At 69.7% G+C, this 15,037-nt stretch carries 13 protein-coding genes; 4 read left to right on the plus strand and 9 right to left on the minus strand.

The features are described 5' to 3' along the window. Positions 1-72: 72 nt before the first annotated feature. Entirely contained in the window at positions 73-1,068 is a 996-nt protein-coding gene (locus tag ACYVDK_RS12560) for a stage II sporulation protein M (RefSeq protein WP_460522207.1), read from the minus strand. 45 nt (positions 1,069-1,113) lie between these two features. Between ACYVDK_RS12560 and ACYVDK_RS12565 the strand changes: the two genes are divergently transcribed. Beyond that, positions 1,114-2,040, plus strand: coding sequence for an RDD family protein (locus ACYVDK_RS12565; RefSeq protein ID WP_460522209.1), 927 nt, complete (start codon positions 1,114-1,116; stop codon positions 2,038-2,040). A 227-nt stretch (positions 2,041-2,267) separates the two neighbouring features. Here the strand turns inward: ACYVDK_RS12565 and ACYVDK_RS12570 are convergent, their stop codons facing one another. Beyond that, positions 2,268-2,501, minus strand: a complete 234-nt coding sequence (locus ACYVDK_RS12570) for a hypothetical protein (protein WP_460522211.1) — start codon at positions 2,499-2,501, stop codon at positions 2,268-2,270. A gap of 248 nt (positions 2,502-2,749) precedes the next feature. Between ACYVDK_RS12570 and ACYVDK_RS12575 the strand changes: the two genes are divergently transcribed. Continuing rightward, a complete protein-coding gene (locus tag ACYVDK_RS12575; protein ID WP_460522213.1) occupies positions 2,750-3,034 on the plus strand; it encodes an SIP domain-containing protein in 285 nt (94 codons plus the stop codon). A 216-nt stretch (positions 3,035-3,250) separates the two neighbouring features. Here the strand turns inward: ACYVDK_RS12575 and ahcY are convergent, their stop codons facing one another. Together ahcY and ACYVDK_RS12585 are read right to left on the minus strand one after the other, a co-directional pair. Beyond that, positions 3,251-4,804, minus strand: a complete 1,554-nt coding sequence (gene ahcY, locus ACYVDK_RS12580) for an adenosylhomocysteinase (protein ID WP_460522215.1) — start codon at positions 4,802-4,804, stop codon at positions 3,251-3,253. A 78-nt stretch (positions 4,805-4,882) separates the two neighbouring features. Continuing rightward, on the minus strand, positions 4,883-5,110 hold the full coding sequence (locus ACYVDK_RS12585) for a DUF3499 family protein (RefSeq protein ID WP_460522217.1): 228 nt from the start codon (positions 5,108-5,110) through the stop codon (positions 4,883-4,885). A gap of 101 nt (positions 5,111-5,211) precedes the next feature. Between ACYVDK_RS12585 and ACYVDK_RS12590 the strand changes: the two genes are divergently transcribed. Then, positions 5,212-5,649: a metallopeptidase family protein gene (locus ACYVDK_RS12590; RefSeq protein ID WP_460522219.1), complete on the plus strand. Its 438-nt coding sequence runs from the start codon at positions 5,212-5,214 to the stop codon at positions 5,647-5,649. 139 nt (positions 5,650-5,788) lie between these two features. Here the strand turns inward: ACYVDK_RS12590 and ACYVDK_RS12595 are convergent, their stop codons facing one another. The 5 genes from ACYVDK_RS12595 to manA all read right to left on the minus strand — a co-directional run bounded on the left by ACYVDK_RS12595 (position 5,789) and on the right by manA (position 13,659). Next, complete coding sequence (locus ACYVDK_RS12595) at positions 5,789-7,276, minus strand: DUF5719 family protein (RefSeq protein WP_460522221.1); 1,488 nt, start codon at positions 7,274-7,276, stop codon at positions 5,789-5,791. Next, positions 7,266-10,499 carry a glycosyltransferase family 2 protein gene (locus ACYVDK_RS12600; RefSeq protein ID WP_460522223.1) on the minus strand — a complete coding sequence of 1,078 codons (3,234 nt, stop codon included), beginning with the start codon at positions 10,497-10,499 and terminating at the stop codon, positions 7,266-7,268. The genes ACYVDK_RS12595 and ACYVDK_RS12600 overlap by 11 nt, the downstream gene beginning before the upstream one ends. Positions 10,500-10,715: 216 nt before the next feature. Next, the gene (locus ACYVDK_RS12605) at positions 10,716-11,039 is read right to left on the minus strand and encodes a WhiB family transcriptional regulator (protein WP_460522225.1); all 324 of its coding nucleotides are present in this window, start codon (positions 11,037-11,039) and stop codon (positions 10,716-10,718) included. A 174-nt stretch (positions 11,040-11,213) separates the two neighbouring features. Beyond that, the gene (galE, locus tag ACYVDK_RS12610) at positions 11,214-12,176 is read right to left on the minus strand and encodes an NAD-dependent epimerase/dehydratase family protein (protein WP_460522227.1); all 963 of its coding nucleotides are present in this window, start codon (positions 12,174-12,176) and stop codon (positions 11,214-11,216) included. A gap of 259 nt (positions 12,177-12,435) precedes the next feature. Then, a complete protein-coding gene (gene manA / locus ACYVDK_RS12615; RefSeq protein ID WP_460522229.1) occupies positions 12,436-13,659 on the minus strand; it encodes a class I mannose-6-phosphate isomerase in 1,224 nt (407 codons plus the stop codon). Between the two features lie 166 nt (positions 13,660-13,825). On the opposite strand from manA, the gene ACYVDK_RS12620 reads away from it, so the two are divergent. After that, entirely contained in the window at positions 13,826-15,004 is a 1,179-nt protein-coding gene (locus ACYVDK_RS12620; protein WP_460522231.1) for an acyl-CoA dehydrogenase family protein, read from the plus strand. Positions 15,005-15,037 lie beyond the last annotated feature (33 nt).

The raw sequence follows: 15,037 nt of genomic DNA on the forward strand, positions 1-15,037 counted from the left end.
CGAAACTGCGGTGTTCATCGGCTGTTTCGGTGCGGGCGTGCAGTCTCGCGATGGATCGCGTGCTCTCGAGACTCAGCCGGCGACGAGGCGGCGAGTGCCGGCATCCGCGTCGTCGAGGTCGCCGGTCTCCCCGGCCAGAACGGCACGACGGCCGAGCACCAGCATGTAGACGAGGAAGGCGGCCAGCGCCAGAGCGCCGATCGCGATCTTCAGCCACACCGGTAGCGCGGACGGCGTCACGAAGCCCTCGATGAGCCCCGAGCAGAACAGGCTGATCGCCGTGCCGACCGCCACCGCGAACAGCGCGCGACCCTCCTGGGCGAGGGCCTGACCGCGGGTTCTGACGCCCGGTGCGATCCACGCCCAGAAGATGCGCAATCCTGCAGCGGCGGCGACGAACAGTGAGGTGAGCTCGAGCATCCCGTGCGGAAGGATGTACGAGAACAGCACGTCTGTGCGGTCATAGTGCACGAAGATGCCGGCCGCGACCCCGAGGTTCACCGCGTTCTGCAGCAGAATGTACGGCACGTACACGCCGAGGATGCCCGTGGCAATGCTCTGCGCCGCCAGCCAGGCATTGTTCGTCCAGACCTGGCCTGCGAACGACGCAGCGGGGTTGCGCGAGTAGTAGTCGATGAAGTCGTGGTTCAGGTACTGCTTCAGGTCCATCGTGCTGCCCACCGCGGCGAGCGCGCGCGGATCGCCCACCAGCCACCACGCGGCCAGGGTCGCCACCAGCACGGTGCCCAGAGCGACGCACAGCGTCACCCAGCGCACCCGGTACAGCGCAGCGGGCAACGAGATCACGAAGAATCGCGCGACTGAGCCGGCCGCGCCGGACCTCGCCCCCGTGAAGCGCAACCTCGCCCGTGCGATCACGGTGGCGAGTCGGTCGGTGTGGGCGCTGTCGCCGTCCGCGGAACTCAGCGCCGACAACTGCGTGGTCGCCACCTGGTACGCGGCGATCAGCTCGTCGGACGCCTCGCCATCGAGCCGCCTCCGACGCGCGAGCGCGCCGAGCCGATCCCATTCGGCGCTGTGGGCTGCGGCGTACGCGTCGGCATCCATGCTGGTTCGATGCTAGCGATCACCGGGCGAGCGATGACTGTTTAGATGGAAGCCATGACGGGCGAGGTGGCGGGCACGCCGGATGACACCGGCCTGGCACCGGGGCATGCCACCGCGCTCCTGCCGGAGCGTTACACCGACACAGCGCTGGCGCAGTACGGTGACGACGATCGGCAGCTCATCGGCGAGGCCGTCGGCGTGGATGCCCGCGCTGCGAGCTTCGTGCTGCGCGCAGCGGGCCTGATCATCGACGTGATCGCCACGTACGCCGTGGTGCTGCTGTTGTTCTGGGCACTGTACGCGGCCGGCAATGTGCTCGACACGGCGGCGACGGCGGCCATCCAGGTCGTGATCGTCGCCGTCATGTTCGTCGTCGTGCCCACGACCGTCGAGACGCTCAGCCACGGCCGCAGCCTGGGCAAGCTCGCCATCGGCGCACGCATCGTGCGCGACGACGGCGGCGCCGAGCAGTTGCGGCACGCGTTCGTGCGCTCGCTCGCCGGATCCATCGAGATCTACCTCACGTTCGGCGGCATCGCCGCCGTGACCGGGCTGCTCAGCCCGCGCTCGAAGCGCATCGGCGACCTCCTCGCCGGCACCTACTCTCAACTCCAGCGGATGCCCGCCCCGCCGCCTGCACCGCTTCCGCTGCCCGGGCACCTGACGGGCTGGGCCACGGTGGCCGACGTCGCCGCTCTGCCACCACGGCTCGCCCGGCGCATCGCGGAGTTCCTCCGGCATGCCGCAACCCTGACCCCGGATGCCCGTGCCCGCGTCGCCACGGACCTCGCCCGCGAGGCTTCCCGGTTCGTCTCCCCGCTCCCGAACACCGATGCGGAGTCTTTCCTCGTCGCGGTCGCCGCACTGCGCCGCGACCGCGAGTACGCCGCACTGATGGGCGAGCGCGCGCGGCTCGCGCGCCTCGAGCCGGCCCTCACCGCCCTCCCGCCCGGCTTCCCGCACCGGGACTGACGCCCGAGCGGTCTGCGGTTGATCCAGAGCCCCGGTTGATCCAGAGCCCCGGTTCACCCAGCGCCCCGGTTCACCCAGCGCCCCGGTTCACCCAGCGCCCCGGTTCACCCAGAGCCCCGGTTCACCCAGAGTCCCAGTTGGCCCAGAGCCGCGGTTGACCCAGAGCCCGGGTTCACCCCGAATCGCGGTTCGGTCCGCGCGTCGCCTCGCGGTACGCCTATCGGCATTCACGACAGGAGCTTCCTGGCGTCGATGCCGATCTCGGCGACGAGTGCCGTTCCCTGCAGCGCATCCGCTCCCGTGGCGGCTGCGACGCCTGCGGCGGATGCGGGCTCCGGTGGCGCGAGCGACTCGGCTTCGCGGGCGATCGATCCAGGGGCTGGACCGCTCGCCTCCTCCTGGGTTAGGGTTACCTGCGTTAGGTAAGCCTTACCTACTACTGGAGATCGCGCCCCGGCCACGGGCGACGGCTCCGACGAAACGGGCACCGCCGCCCGACGGCCGGTTCGGCGGCCGTCTCTCGGCGGGCATCCGCGTGGCCGTCGGCCGCGCCCGCCGATCCTTGCGACCCGCCAGCCCTGACCCGGCTCACGCATCCGGATCACCCGACCCGAAGGACCCCGCACCCCGACGACCTCGCCGCCCCGGCCGGCCTTGATGTCAGGTTCTCGGCCCGTGCGGGCGCGCCGGGCGAGCGCTTGCCGCCGCGGTGTGCCAGTCTTTTCCGCGGCGCACCGGTGGCGCCGCGACCGGCGGCGCGGAGCGTGACGACGGCGACATCGAGACAGAGGTGCTGTGGGAGGTTCCGGGCGCCGACCCGCTCACCGGCGGCCGCATCGGCGGCGACGCGCGACGGGCATCCGCCTACGTGTGGCTCGCCGGTGAGGCCGCGGCGATCAAGCGCATCCGCCGTCACCTGGTGCGCGAGGTCGGCTTCGACCGCCAGGCGGTCTCGTTCATGGGCTATTGGCGCAAAGGCCGCGCCGAGTACTGACGACGCCGGTCCGCACGGCGGACGATTGCGCCAGGTTCTCGCAATTGCGCCACAACGAGTGGCGCAATCACTGAGAGGTGGCACGGTCGCGACCTCGATCACCAGTGTTCGCGGGCGCGCCGCGGGCCAAGTCGTCAGTGATCGCGGGCTGCGCCGCTCAACTGACTCCATCGGCTCGGCCATGCGAGCAAGCTCGCATTGCTCTCACCTCAGTCGTCAGTACCGGTACTGATCGGGCTTGTACGGGCCATCGACGGGCACGCCGATGTATGCGGCCTGCTCAGGCGTGAGCGTCGTCAACTCAACCCCTAGGGAATCCAGGTGCAGCCTCGCCACCTTCTCGTCGAGCGCCTTCGGCAACGTGTGCACGCCCAGCGGGTACGCGTCGCGATTCGTGTGCAGCTCGATCTGCCCCAGCACCTGGTTCGTGAACGAATTGCTCATCACGAACGACGGATGCCCCGTCGCGTTCCCCAGGTTCATCAGCCGGCCCTCGCTGAGCACGAGCACGCTGCGTCCGTTCGGCAGCCGCCACTCGTGCACCTGCGGCTTGATCTCGACCCGCTCCGCACCCTCGAGCGACTCCAGCGAGGCCATGTCGATCTCGTTGTCGAAATGTCCGACGTTGGCGACCACGGCGAGGTGCTTCATGGCCAGCAGATGCTCGAGCCGCACGACATTCTTGTTGCCGGTGCCCGTGATCAGAATGTCTACCTCGCCGATCACCGACTCCAGTCGCGAGACCTGGAATCCGTCCATCGCCGCCTGCAGCGCGTTGATCGGATCGACCTCGCTGACGATCACGCGTGCACCCTGGCCGCGCAGCGCCTCGGCAGCTCCCTTGCCCACATCGCCGTAGCCTGCGACGAACGCGACCTTGCCGCCGATCAGCACGTCGGTGGCCCGGTTCAGACCATCGGGCAACGAGTGACGGATGCCGTATTTGTTGTCGAACTTCGACTTGGTCACCGAGTCGTTGACGTTGATCGCCGTGAAGAGCAGCTTTCCGGCGCGCTCCAGCTCGTAAAGCCGGTGCGCGCCGGTCGTCGTCTCCTCGGTCACTCCGACGATCTCGCCCGCGATGCGGGTCCACCGGTCGGAGGATTCAGCGACGGATGCCCGCAGCACGTCGAGGATGACGCGATACTCGTGCGAATCGTCGGGCGCGGCATCCGGAACCCGCCCCTCCCGCTCGAACTGCGCTCCGAGGTGCACGAGCAGCGTCGCGTCGCCGCCGTCGTCGAGGATCTGGTTCGGCCCGATGAAGTCCGCACCCGCCGCATCGGCCTCCGCGCTCCAGTCGAACACGCGCGACGTGCACCACCAGTACTCCTGAAGGCTCTCGCCCTTCCACGCGAACACCGGAACGCCCTGCGGATGCTCCGTCGTGCCGTGAGGCCCCACGACCACAGCAGCGGCGGCTTCGTCCTGGGTGGAGAAGATGTTGCAGCTCGCCCAGCGCACCTGCGCGCCCAGCGCCACGAGCGTCTCGATCAGCACGGCCGTCTGCACCGTCATGTGCAGGGAGCCGGCGATGCGTGCCCCGGCAAGCGGCTGCGCATCCGCGAACTCCGCCCGAAGGGCCATCAATCCGGGCATCTCCTGCTCGGCCAGGCGCAGCTGGTGACGCCCCGCTTCGGCGAGCGCGAGGTCGCGCACCTTGTATTCGAACGGCGTGGTCCCGGTCGGGAGCGACTCGGTTACTGCCGCCGCGTTGTGCGTGTCGACGCCGGCAGCGGGCTCGGTGCCGAGGGAACTCAGGGAAGTCATGTGCACCATTGTCGCAGGCGGCCGGGTCGTTGCCTGGCCCCCGACTATGTCGCACGCGCGACGTCGTGCGGCCCGTGTTCAGAGCCCGCCGAGACCCTGTGGTTCGCCGATCACCTGGTGACGCACCACTTGCCAGCCCTGCGGAGCGGACATCCGGTCGGCGTGGATGGCGCACAGGTCGTACGTGTGCGGCTCGTGCGCCAGCGATAACGGTCCCAGCACGACCATGGAGTCGGCGTAGTCGTACGTCAGGGTCGCCACGGCATCACGCGAGCACGCGACCTTGGAGCACGTTCGGGCCGTCATCAGGGCACAACACTACTCGCCGGCAGACACAGGGCGCTGCTTCAACAGCGGCGATCCCAGCCGCGATTCCGGCGTCGGGCAGACACCCTAATATTGACGACATGCCTCGATCCCGGCCGGTGCGCTACGCGACGGCGGTACGCCGCTCGGACCGCCACGGGCGAGGCGCGCGGGGCCCGGTCACCGGGCCGCACCTGCCTCTCCTGCAGGACCGCATCGACGTGTTCGAGATGACAGTGGCGAGCGCCGCCGACTTCCTCAAGGGGCTCTGGCCGGAGCAACTGTCCGACATGCGCGTGCAGATCGCGGCGGCACCCGCCGGCGCGCTCGGCTACGACGTGGTCGAGCGCTGGGGCGTCGACCACGCGCACAAGGCGATCACGCTCTACCGGGTGCCGATCGAGCGCCTGGCCAAGCTGCACCGCGACGACGATCTGCACCGCAAACTGCTCGTGGAGAGCTGCGTGTTCCGCGCGGTCGCGGAGTTGCTCGGCCGTGACCCGTGGGACCTGGCGCCCGGCCACTTCGGCCACTTCTGACAGTCGTCCCCGAGAGCGCCCGGCTACCACCCGCCCGCAGAGACACGGGGCAGCGGGAGCGGCGGAGGGACGGCGCAGCCTCGGTGGAGGTCGTCGGCCTCGCAGGCCGGACATGGCCGACGCTTTCAGCTCGGGCGCGCTACTTCGGGTAGACGGTGATCGGCTGGGCGAGCGGTCCAGCCGGGTTCAGCGCGAACGACGACGACGAGGCATCCGCCGTCAGACTCACGGATGCCCGCAACCCGTCGACCCCGTCGAGAGTGTACGAGGTTCGCGCGGCCAGCGGCACCGCCACGGCCTTCCCCGCGGGAACGGACACCGTCGTGGCCGCCCCGTGCTTCGGCGTCACCGTGACGGAGGCATCGGTACGCCCACCGTTCGCCAGGTGCAGAGTCGGTGCCGGTCCGGACGGGACGGCCAGCAGTGCCTTCTGCGGGAGCGGCTCACTGGCCACGAACCAGGCGAAGTCCTGCGTGGCCGCCTCGGCCTGGGCGGTCGCGGACTCGCCGGCGCTCGGAGCGGCTGCGACGTCGATGGTGCGGGCGGCGGCGACCACCGGGGTGTCCGAGGTGATCTGCACCGTGTAGGCGCCGTCGATCAGATGGTCGAACGTCACCTCGCGCACCGTGCCGCCCTGCAGCGTGATGCGCGAGGTGGCACCGACACCGGCGGTCGTCTCCGACGTGGCGGTCACCGTCACGTGCGCGACCGTCGTGCCTGGGGCGAGAAGCCGCACGGCCGGCAACTGGTTCGAGCCGCCTTCAGCGCCGCCGGAGAGGCGGGCGGTGTTGGCCACGGTCACCCCTGGGATGACGAGGTTCTGCGCCGGCTCCGCGGTGGGCCCGACCAGCTCGACGCCTTGCGGCGCCAGTCCTTGCACGCTGCTCTGCTGCAGCGACGCGTAGACGCTGCCCCCTCCGGCCTGCACGTGCACGACGGATGCTTGCGCATTCGGCACGATTCCCGCCAAAGGCACCACGAGTTGCGAGCCGGCACGCACGATGAGGCCGCGTGCTCCTGGCGCCTCCGCGCGGCCGCCCTCGGTGTAGACGGTCAGGTCGACCGTCGCCTGCACCTTCGACGGGTTGCTCAGCAGCACCAGGCTCGTCGATCCGAGCGTCGTCGCTCCGGCGACGAGCCAGCTGTCGGAGGTCGCCTCGCCGCAGGCCGCGGCTGCAAGTCCCGCGACGTCTGACGCGCTCGCCTTCTGCGACTGAGCACCTGCTATCAGTGGTCGCCTCGCGGATCCCTCCGTCTGTGCACCGTGCGTCTGTGTGCCGATCACGCGCGGCGCTCCGCCACCGCCGTGCACGCTCGGCGTCTGCAGGCTGCGCTGCTGAACCGGCGTGGTGGCCGTCGTCGCCATCGACGGCGACCCGATCGAGCTGAGCGATGAGGCATCCGTCGCGTCTCCCAGGTCGAGCAGACCGCCCGGGCAGACTCGCTCCTGGTCAGCCGGAACAGGCGTGATGGTCTGTGCGGGCGGTGCGACGTGCCAGCTCGGCAAGGGCAACAGGGCTGCGCCTGCGAGCGCGATGACAGCGACGCCGACACCGATGGCCCCGGCGAGGACGCGCACGCTGCCGCGGGCGATCGCCCGCGTGTTGCGGGTGCGGTCAGCGGACATCGCGGCCTCCTTCGAAGCCGTCGGCACCCGAGTCGGAGGACACCGCCGGAGCGTACGGCCCGGTCAGCACAGGAGGTCGTTCGACCGTGATCTCCTCGATCCCGTCGCCGGCTCGCTCGCCGCCCTCGCCGCTCGTATCGCCGAGTCCCGCGCTCGTATCGCCAGATTCCGCCTCCGTTTTCGCGGGCACCCCGCCCGTTTCCGCGGATGCGTCACCCGGCTCCGCCGACGCGTCACGCGGTTGCGCGGACCGGTCGCTTCCGTCGGCGACCGGTGCGGCATCGGCCGCGTCCTCTCCCGGATCCGGATCGCTCGGAACCGGAGCGCTCGGATCCGGATCGCTCGAATCCGCGGGGCGCGTCCCCTCACCACCGGCATCGCCCGTGGGCGCTCCGCGACGCTTCGCCTGTCTGCCGAGCACCTCGGCCGCGGTCGGCCGGCGCAGCGTGCCGCGCTCCGCGCGCCCGGTGGGCAGTGCGAGCAACAGCGTGAGCCCGAACACGACGCCCAGCACGATCAGCGCGACGAGGCGTTCCCAGCCGCCGGCATCCGGTGGAATCGGCACGCTGTGCGTCTGCGCCGGAACGCTCCACAGCACGGCGTCGTCGGTCGACGCCACCTGCGTCAGTAGTGGATTGCGCTCCAGCGCCGTCTCGGCTCGCATCTGGGTAGCCGACGCCGGGGACAGCCCCTCGCCGGCCGCCGTCTGCAGCAGCACGAACGAGACGCCGAAATGCTTCAGCAGCGGCGAGGCGTCCAGGCCGCTCGTCGAGGTGAGGTTGCCAGCGAGGCTCGCCAGCCGCCGCTGATCGGCGGTGAGCTGACGGCTGGTGGCGCTCAGCGTGCTCTGGTCGTCGAGTGTCTCGCCTTGACCGTGCAGAAGCTGCGCGCTCAGCGAGCCGTCGGACTGCGGTGAGAGCCGCAACGTGCCGATACGCGGATGCGTCTGCGCCTGAGCCGTCGCATAGGCGGGCAGCGCCGTCGCGGGGCCCGGAACGAGTGCGGATGTCTGCAGCGGCACCGCGATCGCCAGCGGCGCGATCGCGATGGCCACGAACGCCACGGTCACGGTGGCCGGCACCGTCGCGAATCTGCCGAGCGCGACGAGCGCCATCGTGGCTGCAGCGATAAGGCCGAGCCAGTACAGGCTGAGCGCGGTTCCCGGCCACAGCGGCACGGCCGCCGATCCCTGAGTGGAGAGCGACACATGCGTGGCGATGATGGCCGTCGCGAACCCCAGCAGCGCACCGATGAGGCACAACGTCGCCCGGATCGTGCCGCGCAGGAACAACGACAGCAGCGCCAGGATCGCGACCGGCGCCATCAGAATGGGCACCACGACCGACGGGATCATCCCGCTGAAGCCGAACACGCCGGCCAGTGTCTGCCAGCCGCCGAGGTCGCCGTCCGAGAACCCGAGGGCGACATGCAGCGGATGCGCCGCAGCGGCCGCAACGGGCAGTCCAGGGTCGGCGAACACCGCCAGTGGCGTTCCGCGCATCACCTGTTGCACCACGAGCGGGGCGAACAACGCCAGCGCCGGGATCGGAACGAGGAGTACGCGCACGACGCCGCGACCGGCCAGTGCCGATCCGACCACCCACACCACGATCAGCGCCGGAGCGAGCATGGGCGCGCAGGCGAGCACCGCCGCCGCGAGGATGCCCGTGGTCGCCGCGGCCGCCCAGGACCGCCTCGCCGCGGTGCCTGCGAAGAAGAGCCAGGGCAGCAGAAGATGCACGATGACTGCCGCAGGTCGTCCGTGTTGCAACGCGTCGAACAGCATCGGCGCCAGCGCCCACACGATCGCGAACGTGGCACGCAGCACCGCACGATGCGTGAGCCGGGTGGAGAGGAACCATGCGCCGAGGGCGGCCAGCGGAAGGGCGGCGAACCAGAGCAGCACGATCGCGAACGACGGCTGCCAGAACGTCAGGGAGCCGAGCACCGCGAGCACGGCGGCGAACGGGTCGGCCGCGCCCGCGAAGCCGATGCCGATGTCGCGCCATCCGTAGCCGAGGTTCGCCCACAGCGTGCCGACGTCGTTCAGCGGCAGCAGTCCTCCACCGCCGAGCTGCGACGTGCCGAGCAGCGGCGCGAACAGCGCGACGCTCATCAGCGCGGTCGCCAGCACCACCCACGCTCCACCGCCGGTGAAGAAGTTGAGCTCGCGTCGCTCTCCGTGCTGGCGAACGAGGCTCGCCTCGCGACGCAGTGCGCGCATCCGCCGCACCTCGGCGCGCGGGACGCGCAACGGCGCGATCGCCTTCCATTTCACCGTGCGCACCCGTTTCAGCGCGCCTCTCGCCTGACCGATGCGGCTGCCACCGAACGCGGTTGCGAACGCCGCGGCGAACTCGCCGCCGATAGCGCCCGGCTGCTTGCCGAGCAGAAACCCGAGCGATCGGACGACCGCCAGCGGCACCAGCGAAAGCCAGTGGAAGACGAGGGCGAACGCCGCAGCGTACGCGAGACGCCGGTGCAGTTGCGCGCTACGCCGCAAACGGTGCTGCTTGCGCCGCTGCCGACCTCGCGGCGTTCGAGGTTGAACGCTCACACCGTCGCCTGCAGAGGCGACCCTGGCCCCCGGCACGATGACCACACGATGGCCGGCCAGGCGTGCTCGAACACACAGGTCGAGTCCTTCGTCGAACGCGGGCAGCGCCGGGTCGAATCCGCCGAGCCGTTCCCACACCGAGTGCCGGATCAGCATGCCCGCGGCGGGAACAGCGAGCATGTCGCTCGTTCGGTCGTGCTGCGCCTGGTCGAACTCGTCCTCGACCATGACGATCGTGGCCCCGAGCCGGGTCATCGACAGTCCGAGCTCGCGGATCACGGATGCCTCGTCCCAGTCCACGAGCTTCGGCCCGGCTACGGCGACCGAGGGCGAGACCGCGACGGTGTCGATGAGGTGGGCCAGGGCATCCGGCTCCGGCGCCGTGTCTTGGCCGAGGAACCACAGCCAATCGTCATCGGATGCCGCGGGCGGCACGACCCGGGCTGCGACGCCGAGCGCCGTCGGGAACGGCAGCTTCTCCGTGGATGCCAGCAGCTGGTCCGGCGAAACCGCAGCCGCTTCCGCCACCGTCGCGTCGTCGGAGGCGACGCCGATCACCACCAGCGAGTCGACGGGACGGGTCTGGGAGGTGAGGGCATGCAGGCTGCGCCTGAGATGCTCGGTGCCGCGGTGCGCGACGAGAATGGCGGTGACTGTCGGAGGCATCGCGGACAGCCTAGGCAGGTGCGTGCGGATTCCCGGGCACCGGCATCGCGTGCTCCGCGAATTGATTGCTCACTCGACACGACCGAACGCCGAGACTACGGCCGGACGCGCGCCCCCGTCGCCGGGTCCGGACCAGGCACGAAGCCGATCGGCCGTCCGGCGACAGGGAGCGTCACCGCGAAGGCCGGAAACGGCCTTCGCGTGCAGTTCCGGCGCTCAGCCCGCGCGCTTGCGCAGCTTGCGACGTTCTCGCTCCGAGAGCCCGCCCCAGATGCCGAAGCGTTCATCGTTCTGCAGCGCGTATTCCAAGCACTGCGCCCGCACCTCGCACGAGGTGCAGATCTTCTTGGCATCCCGCGTCGATCCGCCCTTCTCAGGAAAGAACGCCTCGGGGTCGGTCTGCGCGCAGAGCGCATCCGACTGCCACGACAATGCGCCGTCTTCGTCTTCTTCGACCGATCGAACCCCCGGCACCCCAAGCCGTACAGGATCGATGAACCAGTTTTCGGGTACCCCCGGTCGATATTCGCTTATCGCCATATCGATCTCCCCACCTGTGTTGCCCCGCCTTCCGTACCGAGTTCCTTGCACGGGGCGTTTCACTAATTACACCGGTGTAGTTCGATCGCGTCAAGTCGCGAATCGTAAAGGCTCAAGCGGCGCTCGAGGGTTCGCGACGCGCCGAAGATCGACAACGATTTGGGCAGCGGCGAATCAGGATGCCTGCTGCCGCGCCCGCCACGCGCTGTCGACCATGTCGGCGAGGGTGTGACGCATCCGCCAGTCCAGATCGCGTGCGGCGAGCTCACCCGATGCCACGATGCGAGCGGGGTCGCCCGGGCGTCGCGGTGCGATCTCCGGGGCGAATCGGATGCCTGTCACCTCTCCCACGGTCGACATGATCTGCCCGACCGAGACGCCGTCGCCGCTGCCGAGGTTGTACGCGGACTCGAGCACATCGCCGTCGTGGAGCCGCTGCGCGGCCACCACGTGCGAGCGCGCGAGGTCGGAGACGTGCAGGTAGTCGCGCACGCAGGTGCCGTCGGGTGTCGCGTAGTCGTCGCCGTTGATGCGCGGAGTACGACCGGCGATCAGCGCGTCGAACACGAGCGGAAAGAGGTTGTGCGGGCTGGTGTCGTAGACATCCGGGTAGCCCGAACCGACCACGTTGAAGTAGCGCAGGCTGGTGTGCCGCACGCCACGCGCGACGCCCTGGTCGCGCAGCAGCCACTCTCCGATCAGCTTCGACTCGCCATAAGGCGATTCAGGCGCCTTCGGCGTGCTCTCGGTGACGAGGTCGACGTCAGGAGTTCCATACACGGCCGCGCTGGAGGAGAACACGATCGCCTCGATCCCCGCCTCCTCCATTGCCGACAGCAGCGTCGCCGTACCCGTGACGTTCTGCTCGTAGGTGTGCAGTGGCCGTTGCACGGAGACGCCCGCGTACTTGAAGCCTGCGATGTGCATGACACCGTCGATCGCGAATCGGGAGAACATGTCGGTCAGCAGTGTGCCGTCGAGGATCGTGCCGTGCACGAACGGCACGTCCGGCGGCACGAAACTCTCATGCCCGCTCGAGAGGTCGTCGATCACGACGGCGTCGATGCCCGCCTCTGCGAAGGCGCGCACCACGTGCGCGCCGATGTACCCGGCGCCGCCGGTCACCAACCAAGCCATGCCATCCAACCTATCGGCGACTGAGGCTCGGCAGAGAACGCTTGCGGTCTCTGCCGAGCCGACTGAGCCGATGAGCGGCGCAGCCGCGATACAGACGATTGAGGTTCGGCCGAGGGAGCTTGCTCACTCGGACGAACCGATTGAGTCTGTTGAGCGCGAAGCGCGAACATCGGCGACTGAGGCGAGCGCGATGCGGGACGCATAGTCCCGGCGCCGGGGAATGTGCCGGGGCGCCGCGACGGGGCGACGCTCGCGTCGTTCAGCGGTTGTCGGTCGCGATGAACAGCACCCCTTCGTTGAGCGGCGCGAACCGCAGCGTGCCCTCGTCGGGCGAGACGAAGACCGCGTCACCGCGCGAGACCTCGACGCCGGCATGCTCCCCCGCCACCGACGCCGAGCCGGCCGTGCACAGCACGATCGCCGGTCCGGTCAACTCGAGCGAGGCATCCGCCGTCACGTGCGCGAGCTTGAAGTCCGGCACGTCGGGGGTGAAGAGCTCGAGCGCGCCGACCCTGGACGGCGCGAGGAGCGGCGCGGGTACCGGCGTGAAGTCGAGCACGCGCAGCAGCTCGGGCACGTCGATGTACTTGGGCGTCAACCCGCCGCGCAGCACGTTGTCCGACGCGGCCATCAGTTCGATTCCGGTGCCGTTCAGGTACGCGTGGATGTTGCCGGCCGGCAGATAGAGCGCCTCCCCCGGTGCCAGGGCGACACGGTGCAGCAGCAGAGCGAGCACGACGCCGGGGTCGCCGGGATAGGCGTCCGCGAGCAGCCTGACGATGTCGAGCTCGGGGAGGCCTTCCCCCTTCGGCGAGCACGCGATCGCGGTGGCCTGGGCCACGATCTCCTCCGTGGCCTCCCCGCCGCCCAGCAGCAGCCCGACGGTGGCCCGCAGCGCGGACTCATCGTCCTCTCCGGCCGCGAGGATGCCGCGCAGCACGTCGAGCTCGTCGTGCGGCATGCGCATCGCCCGCCCGGTGGCGATCAGACGATCCAAGACGGCGATCGACGTGCCCACGCTGCGGAATCCGCACAGTGCGTCGAACGGCGTGACCGCGTAGATCAGTTCGGGCTTGTGAAAGGGGTCCTTGTAGTTGCGCTCGGACGCATCCAGCGGAACGCCCATCGCGTTCTCGCGATCGAAGCCGGCCCGCGCCTGCTCCGACGAAGGATGCGCCTGGATCGACAGCGGACCGGCGGCCGAGAGCACCTTCAGCAGGAACCCGAGGCGTGGCGCTCCCTCGTACGAGTCGCGCTCGCGCCAGTCCGAACCGAGGGTGGATTCAGGCTTCTCGGCGATCAGTCCGCCGAGCGTGCCGGCGGCGTCGACCGATTCACGCAGGAGGCTCGGCGACCCCGGATGTGCACCCAGCCACAGCTCCGCCTCCGGCCCTCCGGAGGCGGTCCGGCCCAGCAGGTCGGCGATGCCGTGCGAGGAGCCCCACGCGTAATCGCGAGGAACGTTGTCGATGCGCACAAACATCCGCGCCCGCCCTTTCTTCCGGTTAGTCGCAGAGTACCAACGGCCTTGGGGCGAGCGGATGCCGCTGCCTAGGCTGGCCGGCATCCCGACGGCTCTCTTGGCCCGACAGCGCCCGCTGCTCCGGCATGTGCCGTACGCGATCCGAATCACCAGTGACGGAGCAGACATGGCATTCGAGCCTCTCGCGGCAGACTTCTACGGCTTCTCGAACGAGCTCACCGACCAGGAAAAGGGGGCCATCGCGAGCTTGCGCGAGTACCTCGAGACCGAGGTGAAGCCGATCGCGAACGAGTACTGGGAGCGGGCGGAGTTTCCGAAGCAGATCATTCCCGACCTGCACCGCCTCGGCGTGGCTGCGTTCGCATGGGACGAGACGAAGCCGTTCCCGAACTCGGCCGTCTTCCGCGGTTTCCTCGCCCTGGAGCTGGCCCGCATCGACGCATCCGTCGCCACGTACGTCGGTGTGCAGAACGGCCTGGCCGCCGGCTCGCTGAGCGCGTGCGGCTCGCTGGAGCAGCGCGTGCAGTGGCTGCCGAAACTGGCCTCCGGCGAGATCATCGGCGCCTTCGGACTGACCGAACCGCTCTCTGGATCCGACTCGGCGCAAGGCCTGCGCACGACGGCCGAGCGACACGGCGACGAATGGGTCATCAACGGCGCCAAGCGCTGGATCGGCAACGCGACCTTCAGCGACATCACGATCATCTGGGCGAAGGATGTCGCCGACGGCCAGGTCAAGGGTTTCATCGTTCCGACCGAGACACCGGGTTACCACGCCACGAAGATCGAAGGCAAGCAGGCGTTGCGCGCCGTACAGAACGCCGACATCACGCTGGAGAACGTGCGCGTGCCCGAGTCGTTGCGCCTTCAGAACGCGAACTCGTTCCGCGACACGGCCCGCGTGCTGCGGGCCACCCGCGCTGAGGTGGCCTGGGCGGCGGTCGGAGTCGCGGTCGGCGCCTACGAGGCGGCCGTGAAGTACGCGGGCCAGCGCATCCAGTTCGGCAAGCCGATCGCCGCGCACCAGCTCGTGCAGAATCTGCTCGCCGAGTCGCTGGCGAACATCACGTCGTCGCTCGCGCTGGTGGTGCAGGTTTCCCGGATGCTCGACGCCGGCACCCAGCGCGACGAACACTCCGCGCTCGCCAAGGCGTTCACCACCTCCCGCATGCGCGAGACCGTCGGCTGGGCCCGGGAGATCCTGGGCGGCAACGGCATCGTGCTCGAGTACGACGTCGCCCGGTTCTTCAGCGACGCGGAGGCGCTGTACTCGTACGAGGGCACCCAGGAGATGAACACGCTCATCGTGGGCCGCGCGATCACGGGCCTCGGCGCCTTCGTGTAGTTCGGCGCCAACCGCGCGTCGAGCCTGTCGAAA

It is taken from the genome of Humibacter antri, from assembly GCF_054777235.1.

What these genes read in the sequence shown, in the direction of transcription:
- manA (WP_460522229.1), bottom strand. Translation starts at nt 13,659, where the DNA reads ATGTTTGTGCGCATCGACAACGTTCCTCGCGATTACGCGTGGGGCTCC.
- ACYVDK_RS12620 (WP_460522231.1), top strand. Translation starts at nt 13,826, where the DNA reads ATGGCATTCGAGCCTCTCGCGGCAGACTTCTACGGCTTCTCGAACGAG.
- ACYVDK_RS12560 (WP_460522207.1), bottom strand. Translation starts at nt 1,068, where the DNA reads ATGGATGCCGACGCGTACGCCGCAGCCCACAGCGCCGAATGGGATCGG.
- ACYVDK_RS12600 (WP_460522223.1), bottom strand. Translation starts at nt 10,499, where the DNA reads ATGCCTCCGACAGTCACCGCCATTCTCGTCGCGCACCGCGGCACCGAG.
- ahcY (WP_460522215.1), bottom strand. Translation starts at nt 4,804, where the DNA reads ATGACTTCCCTGAGTTCCCTCGGCACCGAGCCCGCTGCCGGCGTCGAC.
- ACYVDK_RS12585 (WP_460522217.1), bottom strand. Translation starts at nt 5,110, where the DNA reads ATGACGGCCCGAACGTGCTCCAAGGTCGCGTGCTCGCGTGATGCCGTG.
- ACYVDK_RS12590 (WP_460522219.1), top strand. Translation starts at nt 5,212, where the DNA reads ATGCCTCGATCCCGGCCGGTGCGCTACGCGACGGCGGTACGCCGCTCG.
- ACYVDK_RS12565 (WP_460522209.1), top strand. Translation starts at nt 1,114, where the DNA reads ATGGAAGCCATGACGGGCGAGGTGGCGGGCACGCCGGATGACACCGGC.
- ACYVDK_RS12595 (WP_460522221.1), bottom strand. Translation starts at nt 7,276, where the DNA reads ATGTCCGCTGACCGCACCCGCAACACGCGGGCGATCGCCCGCGGCAGC.
- ACYVDK_RS12605 (WP_460522225.1), bottom strand. Translation starts at nt 11,039, where the DNA reads ATGGCGATAAGCGAATATCGACCGGGGGTACCCGAAAACTGGTTCATC.
- galE (WP_460522227.1), bottom strand. Translation starts at nt 12,176, where the DNA reads ATGGCTTGGTTGGTGACCGGCGGCGCCGGGTACATCGGCGCGCACGTG.